The following is a 15,193-nucleotide window of genomic DNA, read 5'->3' on the forward strand; positions in this document are numbered from 1 at the left end:
AACGGGGAGGCAGTCGATGGACGCGCTGCGGGTCCACATCGAACACATCTGGCGTCGCAAGTGGGTGGTCGCGTGCATCGCGGCCCTAGCGGTGCTCGGGGCCATCTACACGTCCCTCGGTGCGGGCACCTCGTACACCGGCAAATCCGTTCTGACGATCGACTCCCAAGCCCGGTTGCCGGAGCAGGACGTCGCCCTCGCTCGCGGCTACGCGGATACTTTCAACTATCTGCCGTATCAGGACAGGCTTCGTGTCGCTGCGGGGATTCCCGACGACGTCACTTTCGAGGCCGGCACCGCGGCATCGGGTCCGATGGTCATCATCGAAGCGACCTCGGACGACAGTTCGACCGCAGAATCCTCCGCGGCAGCAATGGCCGAGGCATTTCGCGACGATTTCAACGCGAATTGGCGATCGGGCCGCGATCGCGCGATCGAGGATCTCGAATTCGAGAGGAACGAGGACCTTACGGCCCTCGGCTCACTTCCCCCGGAGGGTCCCGAGACCGCACTGCGCACCGCGTCCGCCAACGGGATTCAGGACCGAATCAGCCAACTTCAGGCGGATACCACGGGCCAATTGCGGATTCTCCAGTCCTCGGCGGGAGTGGTCGCGACCGCCCCGAGCACGGCACGGAATCTGGTGCTCGCGCTGTTCGGTGGACTCGTCCTCGGTGGGGTCGCGGCGCTCGCGCTCGCCGGCGTGGAGAACCGGCTGACAAGCCGTGACGAGATCCGCGATCACCTCGGCGTGGACACCCTGACAGAAATTCCACCCGGCGGTTCCGCAGCCGCCGATCGATTGCGGGAGCAGCGGTTCAAACAACTCGCGACCATCGTCGGGATGGCAGATCTTCCCAGACCGGCGACGATCGCCGTCACCGCCCCCCGGGCAACCGACGGTACCGGTCAGGTCGCGAAGGCCATCGCGGAGTATCGGGCGATTCAGGGAGAGTGGACGCTGCTCGTGCGGGCCGATCTGCGCGGCTCCGATACCGACGGCGAGCCCGCGGGTGTCGGCGACGTCCTCCGGAACACGCATTCCATTTCGGTCGAAAAACTCCTGCAGGCGGGGCCGACAGGGCATATGCGAGTGATGGGCCCCGGTGCTCGGGAGGGTGATTCGTACTCGCTGTTCACCCGGAGCAGGTTCGCCGGCCTCGTGGCGCTGGGACGCCGCGCTGCGGATCTGACAGTCGTCGAGACCCCGCCGATTGTCGACGCGGCCGAGTCGCAAGTGGTGTGCGCGGGCGTTGATCGCACAATGCTGGTCATCGACAAGACAACCGCTCACACGGCCGATGCCAAGGAGGCCTGCCGGCTCCTTACCCAGGCGGGCGTGACACTGCTGGGCGCCGTCATCATCGATCCCCACACGAACGCGGACGTGTCGGACACCTCTGGCTCGTCCCCCCACGGCACCGTCAAGGCGTTTTTCAAGCACAAGATCTCCGGCATCCGCCTCACACTGGGCAAGTCCCGGACAGAATCCAGCTCGGACCACACCAATCCGATGGAGGAAAAGCAGATTCTACGCCGCACAGCTGTTCCAACGGAGCCTGCTCCGGTGGGTGTAGCCGACGAACTTCACCTCTCGTCCGCGGTCCTGTCCGACGCGCTGCCCCCGAGTTCGAACGGCGACCATCGACCATGAGTGTCGTGCTCGACCGCATCGTCTCCGGCGACGGCCTTGTGCCAGGCAGGTCGCGGCGCCGGTGGTTGCCATGGGCCGCATCGGTGGCCGGCGCTCTCGTCGTGCTCGGTCTCGTGGCGCGCGCCCCGAACGGATTCGGCATGGTCATGCTGCTCGGTGGAGTCGGTGCCGCGATGGTCTATCTCGGGTTGCGCGATCCGGTGCTCGCGGTGTTCTTCCTACTGCTCGCGACGTTCCTGCGACTCGCCCTGCCCCCGATCTTCCCGGTAGACCCTTTCATGCTGGCGTTCACCGGGATGATCGGCTCCGTGGCGATCGGGATCGCCCGGCAGCGATGCCGCGTACCTCGAGTGGGTGCCCTCGAAGCAGCCATGGTGCTGTACGTGCTCTGGAACATTGCTTCGATGGTCACTTCGCACCCGTACCCGGCGATCGTTCCGACGACCGGTGAGGACCTCGCGGTGTCGCGGTTCATCATGACCGGGACAGTGATTCCGTTCGCCCTGTACTTCGTGGGGCGGTTCGTTTTCGACCGCGAGTCCGCCGTCCGCCGACTGCTGTGGATGGTCCTGGGGCTGGGCGCGTACTCCGCAGCGGTCAGTATCATGCAGTTGCGCGGTCCGGCCGCGCTCGTGTGGCCGAGTTACATCGTCGATGCGCCGGCGTGGGAGGGGCGCGCCGTCGGGATCTTCAACCAGCCGGTGGTCAACGGCTTGGTGCTCGTCATGGGCTTCATCGTGGCCATGGTTCTCGCCGGTGAACGAACTGAACCACGATGGCGCAGGATCGTCGCCGCCGCGGTCGCGCTGGCCTGCGCCTACAGTGTCTATCTCACGCACACCAGAGCGGTCTGGCTGGCATTTGCCATCGTTCTGGTAGGTGGTGCACTGTACGCCAGGGGTTTTCGATCCGGGTTCGTGAGTGGAATTGTCGTCTCCGTGCTCGCGGTCGCCACGAACTGGTCGACCTTCACCAGCGATGACCGGCAGGCCGGCGGGGTGGGATCGGAGGGGGAACTGCTCGACCGGCTGAACACGCTGGCCACCTCGGTGTGGGCAGTCCGGGAGGAACCACTGCTGGGATGGGGAGTGGGGCGCTTCACGGCACTCAACACCTACCATCACACGCAATGGTCCTCCGACACTCCCTGGGTGCGTGGATTCGGCATCGCCTCGCACCTCAACGAATTGGGCGTCGTCGCCGAACTGGGGCTGATCGGGCTGGTTCTGTGGCTCGTCGTACTGGTGCTCGTCTGCGTGAAACTGATTCACGCCTATCGGGTGCTGCCTGCCGAGGGGCTGTGTGGGCGTCGATTGGCGTTCGTGGCGATCATGGCGTTCGTCGTGCTCGTCGTCACCGGACTGACGGTGGATCTGCGATTCTTCGACTTCCCGAACGCAATCGTGATGTTGCTGGCGGGAGTTGCGATCGGGTTCGCCGACCGGCTTCCTCACGGTCGGGTGCCGGAATCGGCCGGCAGTCGGACAGAATCGGTGCGGACATGACCGGGCAACGGGCGCTGTGGGTGTCGACGAGCACGACGACACGAGGGGGTGTGGCGACCTTCGTTCGCACCATCCGGCAGACCCGGCTGTGGACCGACTGGGAGATCCGACACATCGTCACCCACCGAGACGGGTCGATCGCAATGCGGCTCTCGGCCTTCGCCACTGGCGCCGCTGGCTTCGTGGTGGCTCTCGTGTTCCACAGGCCGGACGTCGTGCACCTCCACACCGCCTCATACGGAAGCTTCGCGCGCAAAGCCATCCTGGCCTGGATCGCGCGGGCGGCTCGGATCCCCGTTGTTCTCCACGTCCACGGAGCCGAGTTCCACAGCTTCTTCCGCCGATCACCGGGCATCGTGCAATGGGCCATCCGGACGACCCTCACCCACGCGAGCGCTGTCGTCGCTCTGGGTAGTGGCTGGGCGGATCGCCTCGAGGCAATCGCACCGGGCGCTCGAATCATCATAGTCCCCAACGCGGTCCGTCCTCACACCGCGGTGACACAGCCGACCGAGGCCGAGCCTGTCCATGCCGTGTTCCTCGGGGAGATCGGCGACCGCAAGGGAACGTTCCTTCTGCTCGACGCGTGGGCGAAACTTCTCGCGGACGGACTGGACCGCGCCGGAATCCGGTTGACCATCGCCGGCGACGGTGAGCTGCGGCGGGCGCGGGGAAGGGTCGCCGAGCTCGCTCTGAACGACAGTGTGAACGTGCTCGGGTGGATCGGGTCGGATGCGGTGGACGACCTGCTGGAGACCGCTCAGGTGCTTGTACTGCCATCGCGCAACGAAGGTCAGCCGATGGCTGTTCTCGAGGCGATGGCGCGCGGGCTGTGCGTCGTCGCTTGCGATGTCGGCGGTATACCGGACCTGATCGACGACAGTTGCGGAGTGCTCGTCCCGGCCGGGGAGGTCGATGCGCTGGTGTCCGCCCTGCGTCGTGTTCTGTGCGACCACGACAAGCGCAGGACGCTCGGGTCGGCCGCGCTTCGCCGCGTCGAGGCGGATTTCGATGTGGAAGTGGTGTCGCGTCGATTCGACGCGATCTACCGGCAGGTCCGACGATGACCGACCGCCCGCTCCGGCTTCTGTATGTGGTGCCAGACCTCGGTGTGGGAGGTGCGGAGCGCCACGTCGCCACCCTGCTTCCGCAGATGGACCGAAACCGATTCGAACCCCGGGCGATCTGCCTCGGCCGTGAGGGCGAGCTGTTCGCGGCGCTCGACGCCGGTGCGATTCCGGCGCGGGCACTCCATCGATCGAAACGTCAGGCTGTATCGACCATCGTCGACCTCGTGCGTGAGATGCGTCGCACCGCAACGGATGTCGTTATCGTGCGTGGGTACAATGCCGAGACGCTGGGTCGGATCGCGGCCACGCTGGCACGGGTCCGTCACGTAGTTGTGTGGGTTCACAACTGTGGCGACATCGAACCCCGGAGCCTGGTCAGGCGGCTCGCCGACCGTGCGCTCCGCCCGGTCACCTCTGCCTACTTCGGTGTGGCCGAAGCGCAGATTCCCTACCTTGTCGACGAATTGCACTGTCCGGCACACCGGGTGCGGATCATTCACAACGGAGTCGATCCCGCGCATTTCGATCCGAGGGATGACAAGGGGCCGTTGGCCGAGTTCGGAATCGGGCACGGAGAACCAGTGGTCGGCATACTCGCCGCACTGCGGCCGGAGAAGGACCACGCAACGTTGCTGGCCGCGGCGCAGATGGTGATCGAAAGAATGCCGGATGCCAAGTTCCTGATCGTCGGTGACGGTGCGCTACGGCACGACCTGGAGGAGCTGGCAGTAAGGCTCGGTATCGCCGGCAACGTGGTTTTCGCCGGTTCTCGCTCCGACGGCGCAGTTCTGCTCCGCTCGATGGATGTGTTCGTTCTCAGTTCGTCCACCATCGAGTGCTTTCCCATGGCGCTGCTCGAGGCCATGGCGGCCGGGCGGCCCGCCGTGTGCACCGCGGTCGGTGGGGTTCCCGAAATGATCGCGGACGGAGTCACCGGATTCCTCGTGCCGCCGAACAGGCCGCGGCAACTTGCCGACGCGCTCCTGCGGGTCCTGTCCGAGCCGTCGATGCGTCGCGGGATGGGCCGCGCCGCACGGGCTCGGGTGGAATCCGAGTTCGCTATTGCCGCCAGTATCCGCGAAGCGGAGGGGGCACTCGAGGACGTCGTCGGTCGTCGCGCGTCCCGAAGCCCGATCCGGCTCAGCCTGATCCTGGACCTGACCTTCGTCGGCGGGGTGGAGATCCTCATGCTCAACGTGTTCCGGCACCTCGATCCGGCGCTGGTGCGGCCACGGCTGATCTGCCTGCGGGAGGCCGGTCCACTTGCCGACGAGTTCCGCGATGCGGGCTTCGAGGTCGAGGTGCTGGGGCGGCAGGGGCGGTACGACCTGCACACACTGCCGAGACTGATTCACAGTCTTCGGCGAGATCACACGGATGCGGTGCTGGTCACGCACCATCACCGCGCGGCATTGGCGCTGGGGCGAATCGCGGCGCGGCTCGGCGGGGTTCCGGCGAACCTCGTCGCGGCACACGATATGGACCTGACGTCGGTGGGGAAGCGGTGTCTTCCCCGCTGGGCCGTCGAAACCCTGTTCTTGTCCGACGCGCTCGTTCTCCTGTCCCCGCGACAGGGCGACTACCTGCGGAATGAGGAGGGCGTTGGACGTTTCGCCTGGCGCCGCACACGCGAAGCCGTCATCCCCAACGGGATCGAGCTGTCCCCGGCGCCGGGGGCGCGAGATCGCGAGCGAGCGCGACTCGCCCTCGGGCTCAGCGGAGGCGAATTTGCAGTGGGCATCGTCGCTCGGCTCAGCGCGCAGAAGGCGCACCAGGTACTCTTCGAAGCCTTCGCCGTGCTGGCGCGGACGCATCCGGCCGCGCGCCTGGTCGTGATCGGTGGAGGCGAGCGAGAAGCGGAACTCCGCTCGCTGGCATCCAGTCTCGGAATCGGGGGCCGGACACGGTTCACCGGTATCCGGCGGGACGTGCAGCAGTTGCTGCCCGGTTTGGACGTGTCCTGCCTGTCGTCGGTTCACGAGGGATTGCCCGTTACGGTGATCGAGTCCATGGCCGCAGGACTTCCTGTCGTATCCACCGATTGCGGATCCCTGAGGGATGTCATCACCGACGGTGAGCAAGGCTACCTGGTCCCCGTCGGCGACGTGGATGCCCTGGCGCGGGCGCTCTCGGACCTGGCGGACGACCCCGGATTACGAGCCCGCTTGGGTGAGCAGGGGCGACTGCGGGCGGAGCAGAAGTATCGGATAGAACTGACGGCGAGGGGATTCGAGCGCCTGCTCGCCGACCTGGTAGGTGTGCAGTGAGCCGCCACGTCATGATCCTCGTCGAGAATCTCTCGGTGCCCTTCGACCGGAGGGTATGGCAGGAAAGCCGCGCGTTGGTCGATGCCGGCTATCTGGTCACCGTGATCTGCCCGATGGGTAACAAGCAGGATCGCGAGTCCGAAGTGACGATCGAGGGTGTCCGGATCCTGCGCTATCCGTTGCGCGCGGCGAGCGGTGGCCCGATCGGCTATGTCCGAGAATACGGATCGGCGTTGTTTCATACCGTGCGACTTGCCCACCGTGTGCGGCGAGAGCATCCGATCGACGTGGTACAGGCCTGCAATCCGCCCGACCTGCTGTTCCTGGTTGCGATGTCATTACGACCTTGGGGCGCCCGGTTCGTCTTCGACCACCACGACCTGTCACCCGAGTTGTTCCTGTCCCGGTTTCCCGGTCGCGCGCGTGCACTGCACTGGGCGACCAGAGTGCTGGAGCGACTCACCTTCGCCGCAGCCGACGGAGTGATCTCGACCAACGAAAGCTACCGGCGCATCGCCATCGAGCGCGGCAAAGTGCCACCGGGTCGCGTGACGGTCGTGCGCAGCGCGCCGGATCTCGGTCGGTTCGTCAGGCGCTCCCCGGACGCGGCGTTTCGTCGTGGCAGGCGGTACCTCGGGGCATATCTCGGCGTGATGGGACCGCAGGACGGGGTGGACTATGCGCTTCGCGCGATTGCCCATCTGCGCAACGACATCGGACGCGAGGACGTGCACTTCGTCTTCATGGGTGGCGGGGATGCGTTCGAAGATCTGCTCGACCTGCGCGAGGAACTCGGACTCGGCGAGATCGTCGAGTTCACCGGGAGAGTCTCCGACGAGTTCGTGCAGCGGTGCCTGTCGACGGCGGATGTGTGCCTCTCCCCGGATCCGTTCAACCCCCTGAACGACGTCTCGACGATGAACAAGGTCGTCGAGTACATGGCGATGAGCCGGCCGCTGGTGTCCTTCGAACTCACCGAGGCGCGGGTGTCCGCCGGTGAGGCGGCGCTGTACGTGCCTGCGAATGACGAGGCGGCATTTGCTGCCGGAATCGACGAGCTGCTACGCGATCCGGAGCGCCGAAGCCGGATGGGTGAACTCGGCCGTGCCAGGGTTGAACGTGACCTCTCATGGGAGACGTCGCGTCGTGCTCTTGTCGACTTCTACGATGCGCTGCCACGAATCACCGGGCGGCGCAGTTCAACGATCGGAAAGGACGTCGCCGCGATGACGAGCACGGATCCGAAAGAGGATACCCACGCGGGTGCCCGGCACTTCTGCGAAACCGCGCAGGCCATGGTTGACCTCGGGCCCGCTCCACGCATCTTCGTCGCCGGGTGCGGCAAAGGTCATGAGGCGTACTACATTCACCAGCGGATGGGTGGGTCGCTGGTGGGCGTCGACCTCGACCCGGCATGGGACGCCGACGTTGCTTTCGGGAGACCCGGCTTCGAGCTGCAAGCCGGTTCGATCCTCGATCTTCCCTTTCCCGACAGCAATTTCGATGCGGTCTTCTACCACCACGTGATCGAGCATGTCGCGGATCCGGCGGCAAGCCTGAGGGAGCTCGCCAGAGTGCTGCGCCCGGGGGGACTGCTCTACGTCGGCACCCCGAACCGGCATCGGATGGTCGGGTATCTGGGCTCCTTCGAGGCGAGCACCGCCGAGAAGGTCCGCTGGAACCTCGCGGACTACAGGGCGCGGCTGGGCGGACGGTTCCAGAATGCGCTCGGCGCGCACGCCGGCTTTTCGGAGCACGAGCTGACCGAGCTGCTGCGGCCGCATTTCCGGAACATCCACTTTCTCACCGACAGCTATCTCCGGTTCAAGTACGCGTCACGCCTGCCCCGGCGGCTTCTCTCGCTGATCGGAACCCGCCCGGTGCGTGAGTTTGCGGCGCCTGCGGTGTACGCCATCGCCCGCCGCTGATGTCTGTCGGAATCGGCAACAGCCGCCTCCGCGCGCCCCGGCGCGGTCGCAGCCAAATCACGGGTTGACGAGAAACAGTCCGTCATACGCGGGTACGGTAACCGATTCCACCGTCTCTCCGTTGTTGGTGACGGGGTCCTGGGTGCCGCGCAGGCGCCTCAGTGGCTGATCGAGTGACACTTCCCGGGCCGTTCCGCTGGTGTTGAGAAGAACGGTCCCGTGCTCGAAATCGCGGCGGAAGACGCCGTCACCCAGCGAGCCGTATCCGTCGGCGTAGGAGCCGTCCAGGGCGGCCGGACACGGATTCGCCATCACCGGCTGTCCCAGATAGCCCCTGCCGAGGCCACCGCCGTCCATCTCGTCGTAGTAGACAGTCTCGCTGTAGTCTGCGCCCATCGGGGCCCAGTACCCGTTTTGCATCAGCGTCGCGGCGAGAAAGTATCGCGCCCGCTGGAATTCGCGTGGCGACGCGGGCGCGGCGCGGCGTTTGTCGATTGTGACCGAGACTCCCGGCACGCGATGGTCCTGACCCGAGCTCAGAGCCACATAGCGATCCAAGTCTGCCAGCGGTTCGGTCCGGGCATACGGATCGGCGAAGCTCTCCCAGACGCGGCCGTTGAGCTGTTGGTCGCGCAAACTGCGGTCGCCGTTGGCGACGAGGATCGCGCCGGGCATACGCGCCCTCATCAGCTGTTCGGCGCGAGTAACGCCTCGTTCCCAGGGGTTGCCGAATCCGTAGATCTCCTCGTCCGGTTCGTCGGTGCCGTCGCCGTCGATGTCCCAGCGGTCGTGGTCGGCGCCGAAAATCCGGTCACCCCACACGTCGAGAAATATGCCGTCCCACAGTCCGGTCGACCACACCTGGTCGACAACCCAGTTCGCCGCGTACTCGGCGTACGTCCGGCCGTCGACTCTCGGGGCGGTGTCGGTGAGATTGGCCATCAGCGTGTTCGGCCACTGGCTCACTCGTGACCCCGTGCTGGTACCGGCCAGCCATTGCTCGGGAAAAGTGCTTTCCGTCGAGGATTGGAACTGCCACAACGCATACCGCTGTTCCCAGTAATCGTAGGTGCCGAGCTGATCCGGATGGTCCACCACGTTCACATAGGCAAGCAGGCGCACACGGGGGTCGACGATGCGCAGCTGGTCGAAGAAGGATCTGGGCAACCGGTGGGCCCACTCGTGGTCGATGATCACCACGTCGTACCGGGCAAGCTCCTCGATGGGCGGAAGCACGTGCTGGTCGAGGTAGTACGTGGCGGTTCGGGGCGAGGTCAGCGACTGCGGCTCGGCGGGCGGGCAGCGGACAGGTTCGGGAGCGGGAGCGGGAGCGGGCGCGTCGCAGGACACACTGAGCACACTCGCGGTGACCAGTGTCACCAGTGCGAGGTGAAGACGTGTGGGCCACCGGAAACACCGAGGACCGCGTGCGTTGCGCACAGAATCAGTATGTCATCCCAGCGCCCGTCGGCGGGGTGGTCCCTCCACGACGGCGGGCTTCAGCTTGCCGCTCGACGGGCGCGGGATCGCTGTGAGGGTGCGAATCGTCAGTTCCTGGCCCGGACCGAACAGTCGTTCCACGTTGCGGCGGGCGCGCGCCTCGGTCGCGTCGGCGTCGTACCGTGCTCCCGGGACGATCCGGATTTCGAATCGCCCAGCTGCCAGTTGCGCGATCTGCACTTCGCGCACCCCCTCGAGGTCGTCGACGACGGTCCCGGGAAGTGGGAGCGGACGCCCATCTGCGGAGGTGAATGCGTCCTCGATTCGGCCGTCCACCGGGCCGAGCAGGTCGAATGCCCGCCCACACGGACACGCATCGTCGACTGCGGGACCAACCCGGTCACCGGTGCGGTACCGAAAGAGTGGGAATCCCCAATTGTGCAGCGGCGTGCCCACGATCTCCCAGGTGTGTTGCGTGCCCTCGACCGGCAGCAACTCCGTGATTGCGTAGTCGGGGAATACATGGAAGCTGCCCTCTTCGCATTCCCCCGCCATCATGACCCTTTCGGTCTGCCCGTAGTGGTCGATGACCGGTGCCGCGAAGATGTCGCTCATCAGTTCCCGCTGGCCACGGCTCATGACCTCCGACGACGTGATGACGGCCTGCACGGGCACGGTCTCGCCGCGCTCGCGCACCAGCGCGGCGAGGAGCGCGATGCTGGAGGGCCATCCCTCCACCGCGTGCGGATGAAACGCGCGGATCGCGTCGAGGATGTCCGGAACGGACTCCGGTGTCAGGTGGAAACTCGACACGAGGAGCTGTCGGCCGCCCGGCACCAGCTTCACCGGCGTACCAGCCTGGTCCGCGGCAAAATCGCTGCCTCGCAGAATTACCCGCCTGGAGCCGGCCGGCAATCCGAACCAGCTCCACTGGCGTTCGAGGATCGACAGCTCGAACGCGGACGACCCCGGCGTCCGGTATGTGGTGACCGCCATCCCGGATGTCCCGCTCGAGTGTGCCGGCCACATCAACTTTCGGGGGTAGACCCGGAAATCTTCGGGCCGTTCGACGAGATCGCTGCGCTGCAGGAGGGGTAGACGGCGCAGATCGTCGAGCGTACGGATCGAGCGCGGATCGACTCCGGAACTGTCGAACCATTCGCGATAGAAGGGGGAGCCGGTCGCCGCGAGCCGGACCAGCCACCGCAGTCGTCGTTCCTGCCGCCGAACAATTTCCGCGGCGGACGCTCGTTCCCACTCGGCGAGCGAGTGGCGCATCGCAGGACGCAAGGGATGCGCGCGGCGGATGCGATGTTCTAGGCTGTGCAAAGATCCATGCGGAGCCATCTGATCCTGCTTTCGTGTCGAGCGTCATATCGTTTCCCGCGAGGAGAGAGTGAGTGGTCCTCGCGCCGTCCCCGTCCGAGAGGGGTGACTGTGACACGGCTTTCATGGTATCTGCACCGGCTGCGTTCCATGTCACCCCGAGAGGTCGCGTGGCGCGCGGGTCAGGCGGGCAGGAGCCTGCTGCCGATCGTCACGTACTACGAGCCTACTGATCGGGAACTGTTCGGTGCGAGCGATCCGCACGGTGAAGCTGCATTGCGCCGGTTTCGAGAGGGGACAGGTGGTCCAGTGCTTCTCGATCGCGAGCGAGCGGCGAGGATCGCGATCGAACACCCGCACGGGGTTGCCGATGTCGTTGCCGCCGCTGACAAGGTAATGGATTCCAGGTTCGGTTTCTTCAGCTATGCGGAAGTGAACCTCGGCCGGCCGATCGACTGGCACTACGACCCCATCGCACGAGTTCGCTGGCCCGCTGTGTCGGCGGGCCGGATCAACCACCGCACGTTCGCCGGTGATCCGAAATGGATCTGGGAATTGAACCGCCTGCAGCATCTTCCCTGGCTTGCCGAAGCTTGGTTGTTCACCGGTGACCGCAAGTACAGCTCTGCGGCTTTCGTCCAGCTCGACTCGTGGATAGCGCAGAACCCGCCCGGGATCGGAATCGCCTGGAGGGGAGCGTTCGAGGCCGGTGTCCGAGCAGTCTCGATCGTGGTGGCACTGCAGGGTTTGCGGGACTCGCCGGACTTGACGGCGGAGCGGTTCCGCGACATCGTCAGGGTGCTCGCGCAGAGCGCGAAACGATGCTGGCAGTACCGCTCTCGGTATAGTTCCGCCAACAATCACCTCGTGGGTGAGCTGGCCGGGCTGGCGATCTCGGCCATCGCATTTCCCGACGTCGCTCCGCTCGCACGCTGGGAGGCAACTGCACTTCGTGCGCTCGCGCTCGAGGCGACGCGGCAGATCCTGCCCGACGGGGCCGGCGCCGAGCAGGCCGTGGGGTATCAGATATTCACCGCCGAATTGCTGCTCACCGTGGTCTCATCGGTCGCCCTGCGAGGCGGCCGACCGCCATCGGCGATCGTCGACGCGCTGGATCGGAGCGCGCTCTTCCTCGCCGCCCTCGTGGGTGACGGCGACCCGGCTCCCCGCTACGGAGACGACGACGAAGGTTTCGCCGTGCGGCTCGGTGCCGAACCAGTCCGCACCGTACGCGACCACCTCGGCGCCGTCGCGGCGGTGACGGGCAACGTGATTGCCCGCAACGCGGGTCGTGCGACGCTGTCGTCGGCCTGGTTGCGTACGGCGAACCCAGTGGGGCCGACCACACGGCCGCGGTTCGACGGCACGGCAAGCTTCATCGCCCCGGACGGAGGCCTGGCGGTGCTGCGCGCGCACCAGCGCCGGCTGACGATGGACATCGGCCCGTTGGGATATCTCTCGCCAGCGGCCCACGGTCACGCCGACGCCCTCGCTGTGACCCTGAGCGTGGGGGGTGAGGAACTGGTCGGGGACCCCGGTACGGCAAGCTACTACGGGCATCCCGACTGGCGGACGGCGCACCGCGGCAGTCGAGCACACGCCACCGTGTGCATCGACGGTCTCGACCAGTCGGTCATCGGCGGCCCTTTCCTGTGGTCCAGGCACGCCCGTGTGCGCATGCGGTCGATCGACCTCTCGAAAGGGATCGTGGACGCCGAGCACGACGGCTATGTGCGTCTGCCGGACCCTGTCGTACATCGCCGGTGCCTCATCGCACCGCCCACCCGGCACGCGATTCTGGTCGTCGATCTGATCACCGGACTGGGCAGCCACGAGATGTGCACATCCTGGCCGCTGCCTCCGGAACTCGACGTCTCCGCTACGGGCAGCGAGCATCTGGTCAGCCGAGGCGGCACGCCCGTCCTCCAGATTCTGTACGCGGGCACCGGCGAACTGGAGCGCGACGAGGTGCGCGGCGGCACCCTGCTCGGCTGGTGGTCTCGCCGGCTGGAATCGCGAGAACCGTCCTGGCTGGTCGGCGCACACTGCGTGGGGGAGGTGCCCGCAGTGATCGTCTCGGCTCTCAATCCACTGTGTGGACGCGACGAGCGAATATCGAATCTCCGGGTGACCCTTGACGAGCGAAGAATTGTCGCGCGTTGGCGCGAGAGTGATGCCGAGGTCGTGGTCGAAGTCGACGCGTGATGCCGCGATCACGGATCGCCGGGGTGACGACGTGCCTCAGCCGCGACGTACGCCGTCCCGGTGTTCGTAGTTGCAGGGGAGATCGGTGATCCACTTGCCTTCCAGCGCCGGGTAGTCGCGGCGAACTTCCGGGAGAAGGTCGGGCAGCGTCAGCAAGACCCATTCGGGACTCGAGTCCAGGAGTTGTCCGGGGGAGATGATGGGAACGTCGGTGCCGGGCATCCGGCGGCCCTGTTTCGCAGGTGACGCGTCGGCGACCGCGCACAACACGCGATGGTCGACGCCTGCCCGGCTGAACAAGGCCACGGCCCGCGACGCCGCACCGTAGGCGTAGACTCGTTGCCCGCGATCGGCCATCGTGGCGAGCCAGGTACGCAGCGTGCTGGCATGACCGTCCGCAGCTAGCTGCAGACGACGGAGTGCTCGGGGGTCGCACACCCCCAGTGTCTTCTCGGCCGCGAGGATTCTGCGAACCGTATGCGACGTGGCCGGCCGGGCACCGTGCCGCGCGGCAACCAGGACGGTGCCGCCGTAGAGGTCGAACTCCCACGCGTGCGACACGCTCATCCCCACATCCGTGAGCATCCGTTGCAGGGCGGTCAACGAGTAGTACGCATAGTGGCCGTGCCGCAGCGCGTTCCACTGTCCGTGCGTGACTATGGCAGCGAGAGAGTGGAACTGGAGCAGAAGGACACCGTCACTCGCCGTGGCGTTCGCTCGTTCTCTCAGTGCCGAGCGCTGGCAGGCCTCATGCATGAGTCCGAAGCAGTCGAGGACAACCGAGGCGGGCCTCCCCGGGGGCGGTGGGCAGAATCCGCGCGACGCGAGCAGTCCGAGCCAGCTGCCGCCGTGCGGGCTGCCGAACTCGAGGACGGTGTCGCCGTCCAGGAATCCCGACACCGCGACCGTCCGAACGGCGTCGGCGGCCTGGTTCCGCAATGCCAGGGGCTCGATGCCGTGCGGTTCCTCGGGCGTCGTGTCGTCCTCCGCGAGTTGGGCGAGGCCGCACCGCAGACAGAGCTCCATCGCCAGCGGATGAGCCGACTCGCACGAGTCGATCGCCGACCGCTTCGGCGGGAAATTGTCCGCAGCAGGCACAGCCCCGAGATCGAGTACCCGGACAGTGTCGGATCCGGCGCATCCACGGCAGATCATCGTGACCTCCCCGACTTCCGGAATTGCCGGACCCGCCCACCGCGATGCGGCACGATGGGGTGGTGCGCGTGGAACTCACGGAACTCGACGACGTCCTGCTCTTCACTCCCGAGCCGTTCCGCGACGGGCGCGGACTCTTCACGCGGACCTTCGATGCGCAGATCTTCGACGACGCCGTCGCGAGCCGCGCCTCGACGGGCCGAGTGGTCCGTGCGGCCGACTTCGTTCAGGACTCGCAGTCGCGATCGGTACGTGGTGTGATCCGCGGCATGCATTGCAGATCGGGGGACGGCGAGGCCAAGCTCGTGCGTTGTGCGCGCGGAGCCATCTACGACGTGCTCGTGGACGTGCGGCGCACGTCTCCGACGTTCGGCCGGAAACAGGCGTTCAGGCTCGACGACGAGACCTTCTCGCATCTGTTCGTGCCTGCCGGATTCCTCCATGGTTTCCAGGCCCTCACCGACTGCGACGTGTGCTACCGGATAGACCGCGGTCACGATCCCACCGAGGACCTCGCGGTGGCCTACGACGATCGCAGCCTCGGTATCGAGTGGCCGCTCCCCGTGTCCGCCACGAGCCCACGCGATGCCTCGGCGGGGAGCTGGGAGGATTTGCTGCGACGACTCTGACGGCAACGGCGTGA

10 protein-coding genes are annotated in these 15,193 nt (G+C 66.4%); 7 read left to right on the plus strand and 3 right to left on the minus strand.

The window, feature by feature from the left end; translation table 11 throughout:
- Positions 1–16: 16 nt before the first annotated feature.
- Genes ROP_RS28775 through ROP_RS44350 form a run of 5 tightly spaced genes read left to right on the plus strand, consistent with a single transcriptional unit; the run spans position 17 to position 8,424 of the window.
- Positions 17–1,654 (plus strand): hypothetical protein, encoded by a 1,638-nt coding sequence (locus ROP_RS28775; protein ID WP_015889538.1) that lies wholly within the window; start codon positions 17–19, stop codon positions 1,652–1,654.
- Entirely contained in the window at positions 1,651–3,159 is a 1,509-nt protein-coding gene (locus ROP_RS28780; protein WP_015889539.1) for an O-antigen ligase family protein, read from the plus strand. Before ROP_RS28775 ends, ROP_RS28780 begins: the two co-directional genes overlap by 4 nt.
- Positions 3,156–4,226, plus strand: a complete 1,071-nt coding sequence (locus ROP_RS28785; RefSeq protein WP_015889540.1) for a glycosyltransferase family 4 protein — start codon at positions 3,156–3,158, stop codon at positions 4,224–4,226. The genes ROP_RS28780 and ROP_RS28785 overlap by 4 nt, the downstream gene beginning before the upstream one ends.
- Positions 4,223–6,496, plus strand: a complete 2,274-nt coding sequence (locus tag ROP_RS40570; RefSeq protein WP_015889541.1) for a glycosyltransferase — start codon at positions 4,223–4,225, stop codon at positions 6,494–6,496. Before ROP_RS28785 ends, ROP_RS40570 begins: the two co-directional genes overlap by 4 nt.
- Positions 6,493–8,424 (plus strand): glycosyltransferase, encoded by a 1,932-nt coding sequence (locus ROP_RS44350; protein ID WP_015889542.1) that lies wholly within the window; start codon positions 6,493–6,495, stop codon positions 8,422–8,424. Before ROP_RS40570 ends, ROP_RS44350 begins: the two co-directional genes overlap by 4 nt.
- Before the next feature lie 57 nt (positions 8,425–8,481).
- On the opposite strand, the gene ROP_RS28805 is transcribed toward ROP_RS44350, so the two are convergent.
- Together ROP_RS28805 and ROP_RS28810 are read right to left on the minus strand one after the other, a co-directional pair.
- Positions 8,482–9,804 carry a putative glycoside hydrolase gene (locus ROP_RS28805; protein WP_231869005.1) on the minus strand — a complete coding sequence of 441 codons (1,323 nt, stop codon included), beginning with the start codon at positions 9,802–9,804 and terminating at the stop codon, positions 8,482–8,484.
- Positions 9,805–9,876: 72 nt separating this feature from the next.
- A complete protein-coding gene (locus tag ROP_RS28810) occupies positions 9,877–11,142 on the minus strand; it encodes a phenylacetate--CoA ligase family protein (protein ID WP_231869006.1) in 1,266 nt (421 codons plus the stop codon).
- A gap of 198 nt (positions 11,143–11,340) precedes the next feature.
- Between ROP_RS28810 and ROP_RS28815 the strand changes: the two genes are divergently transcribed.
- Entirely contained in the window at positions 11,341–13,395 is a 2,055-nt protein-coding gene (locus ROP_RS28815) for a heparinase II/III family protein (RefSeq protein WP_015889545.1), read from the plus strand.
- A 36-nt stretch (positions 13,396–13,431) separates the two neighbouring features.
- Here ROP_RS28815 and ROP_RS28820 read toward each other — a convergent pair whose 3' ends face one another.
- Positions 13,432–14,550: a transferase gene (locus tag ROP_RS28820; protein WP_015889546.1), complete on the minus strand. Its 1,119-nt coding sequence runs from the start codon at positions 14,548–14,550 to the stop codon at positions 13,432–13,434.
- 62 nt (positions 14,551–14,612) lie between these two features.
- On the opposite strand from ROP_RS28820, the gene ROP_RS28825 reads away from it, so the two are divergent.
- Entirely contained in the window at positions 14,613–15,179 is a 567-nt protein-coding gene (locus ROP_RS28825) for a dTDP-4-dehydrorhamnose 3,5-epimerase family protein (protein WP_043826869.1), read from the plus strand.
- Positions 15,180–15,193: the final 14 nt, after the last annotated feature.

This window comes from Rhodococcus opacus B4, assembly GCF_000010805.1.
Lineage (GTDB): Bacteria > Actinomycetota > Actinomycetes > Mycobacteriales > Mycobacteriaceae > Rhodococcus_F > Rhodococcus_F opacus_C.

What these genes read in the sequence shown, in the direction of transcription:
- ROP_RS28820 (WP_015889546.1), bottom strand. Translation starts at nt 14,550, where the DNA reads ATGATCTGCCGTGGATGCGCCGGATCCGACACTGTCCGGGTACTCGAT.
- ROP_RS28775 (WP_015889538.1), top strand. Translation starts at nt 17, where the DNA reads ATGGACGCGCTGCGGGTCCACATCGAACACATCTGGCGTCGCAAGTGG.
- ROP_RS40570 (WP_015889541.1), top strand. Translation starts at nt 4,223, where the DNA reads ATGACCGACCGCCCGCTCCGGCTTCTGTATGTGGTGCCAGACCTCGGT.
- ROP_RS28815 (WP_015889545.1), top strand. Translation starts at nt 11,341, where the DNA reads ATGTCACCCCGAGAGGTCGCGTGGCGCGCGGGTCAGGCGGGCAGGAGC.
- ROP_RS28780 (WP_015889539.1), top strand. Translation starts at nt 1,651, where the DNA reads ATGAGTGTCGTGCTCGACCGCATCGTCTCCGGCGACGGCCTTGTGCCA.
- ROP_RS28810 (WP_231869006.1), bottom strand. Translation starts at nt 11,142, where the DNA reads ATGCGCCACTCGCTCGCCGAGTGGGAACGAGCGTCCGCCGCGGAAATT.
- ROP_RS28785 (WP_015889540.1), top strand. Translation starts at nt 3,156, where the DNA reads ATGACCGGGCAACGGGCGCTGTGGGTGTCGACGAGCACGACGACACGA.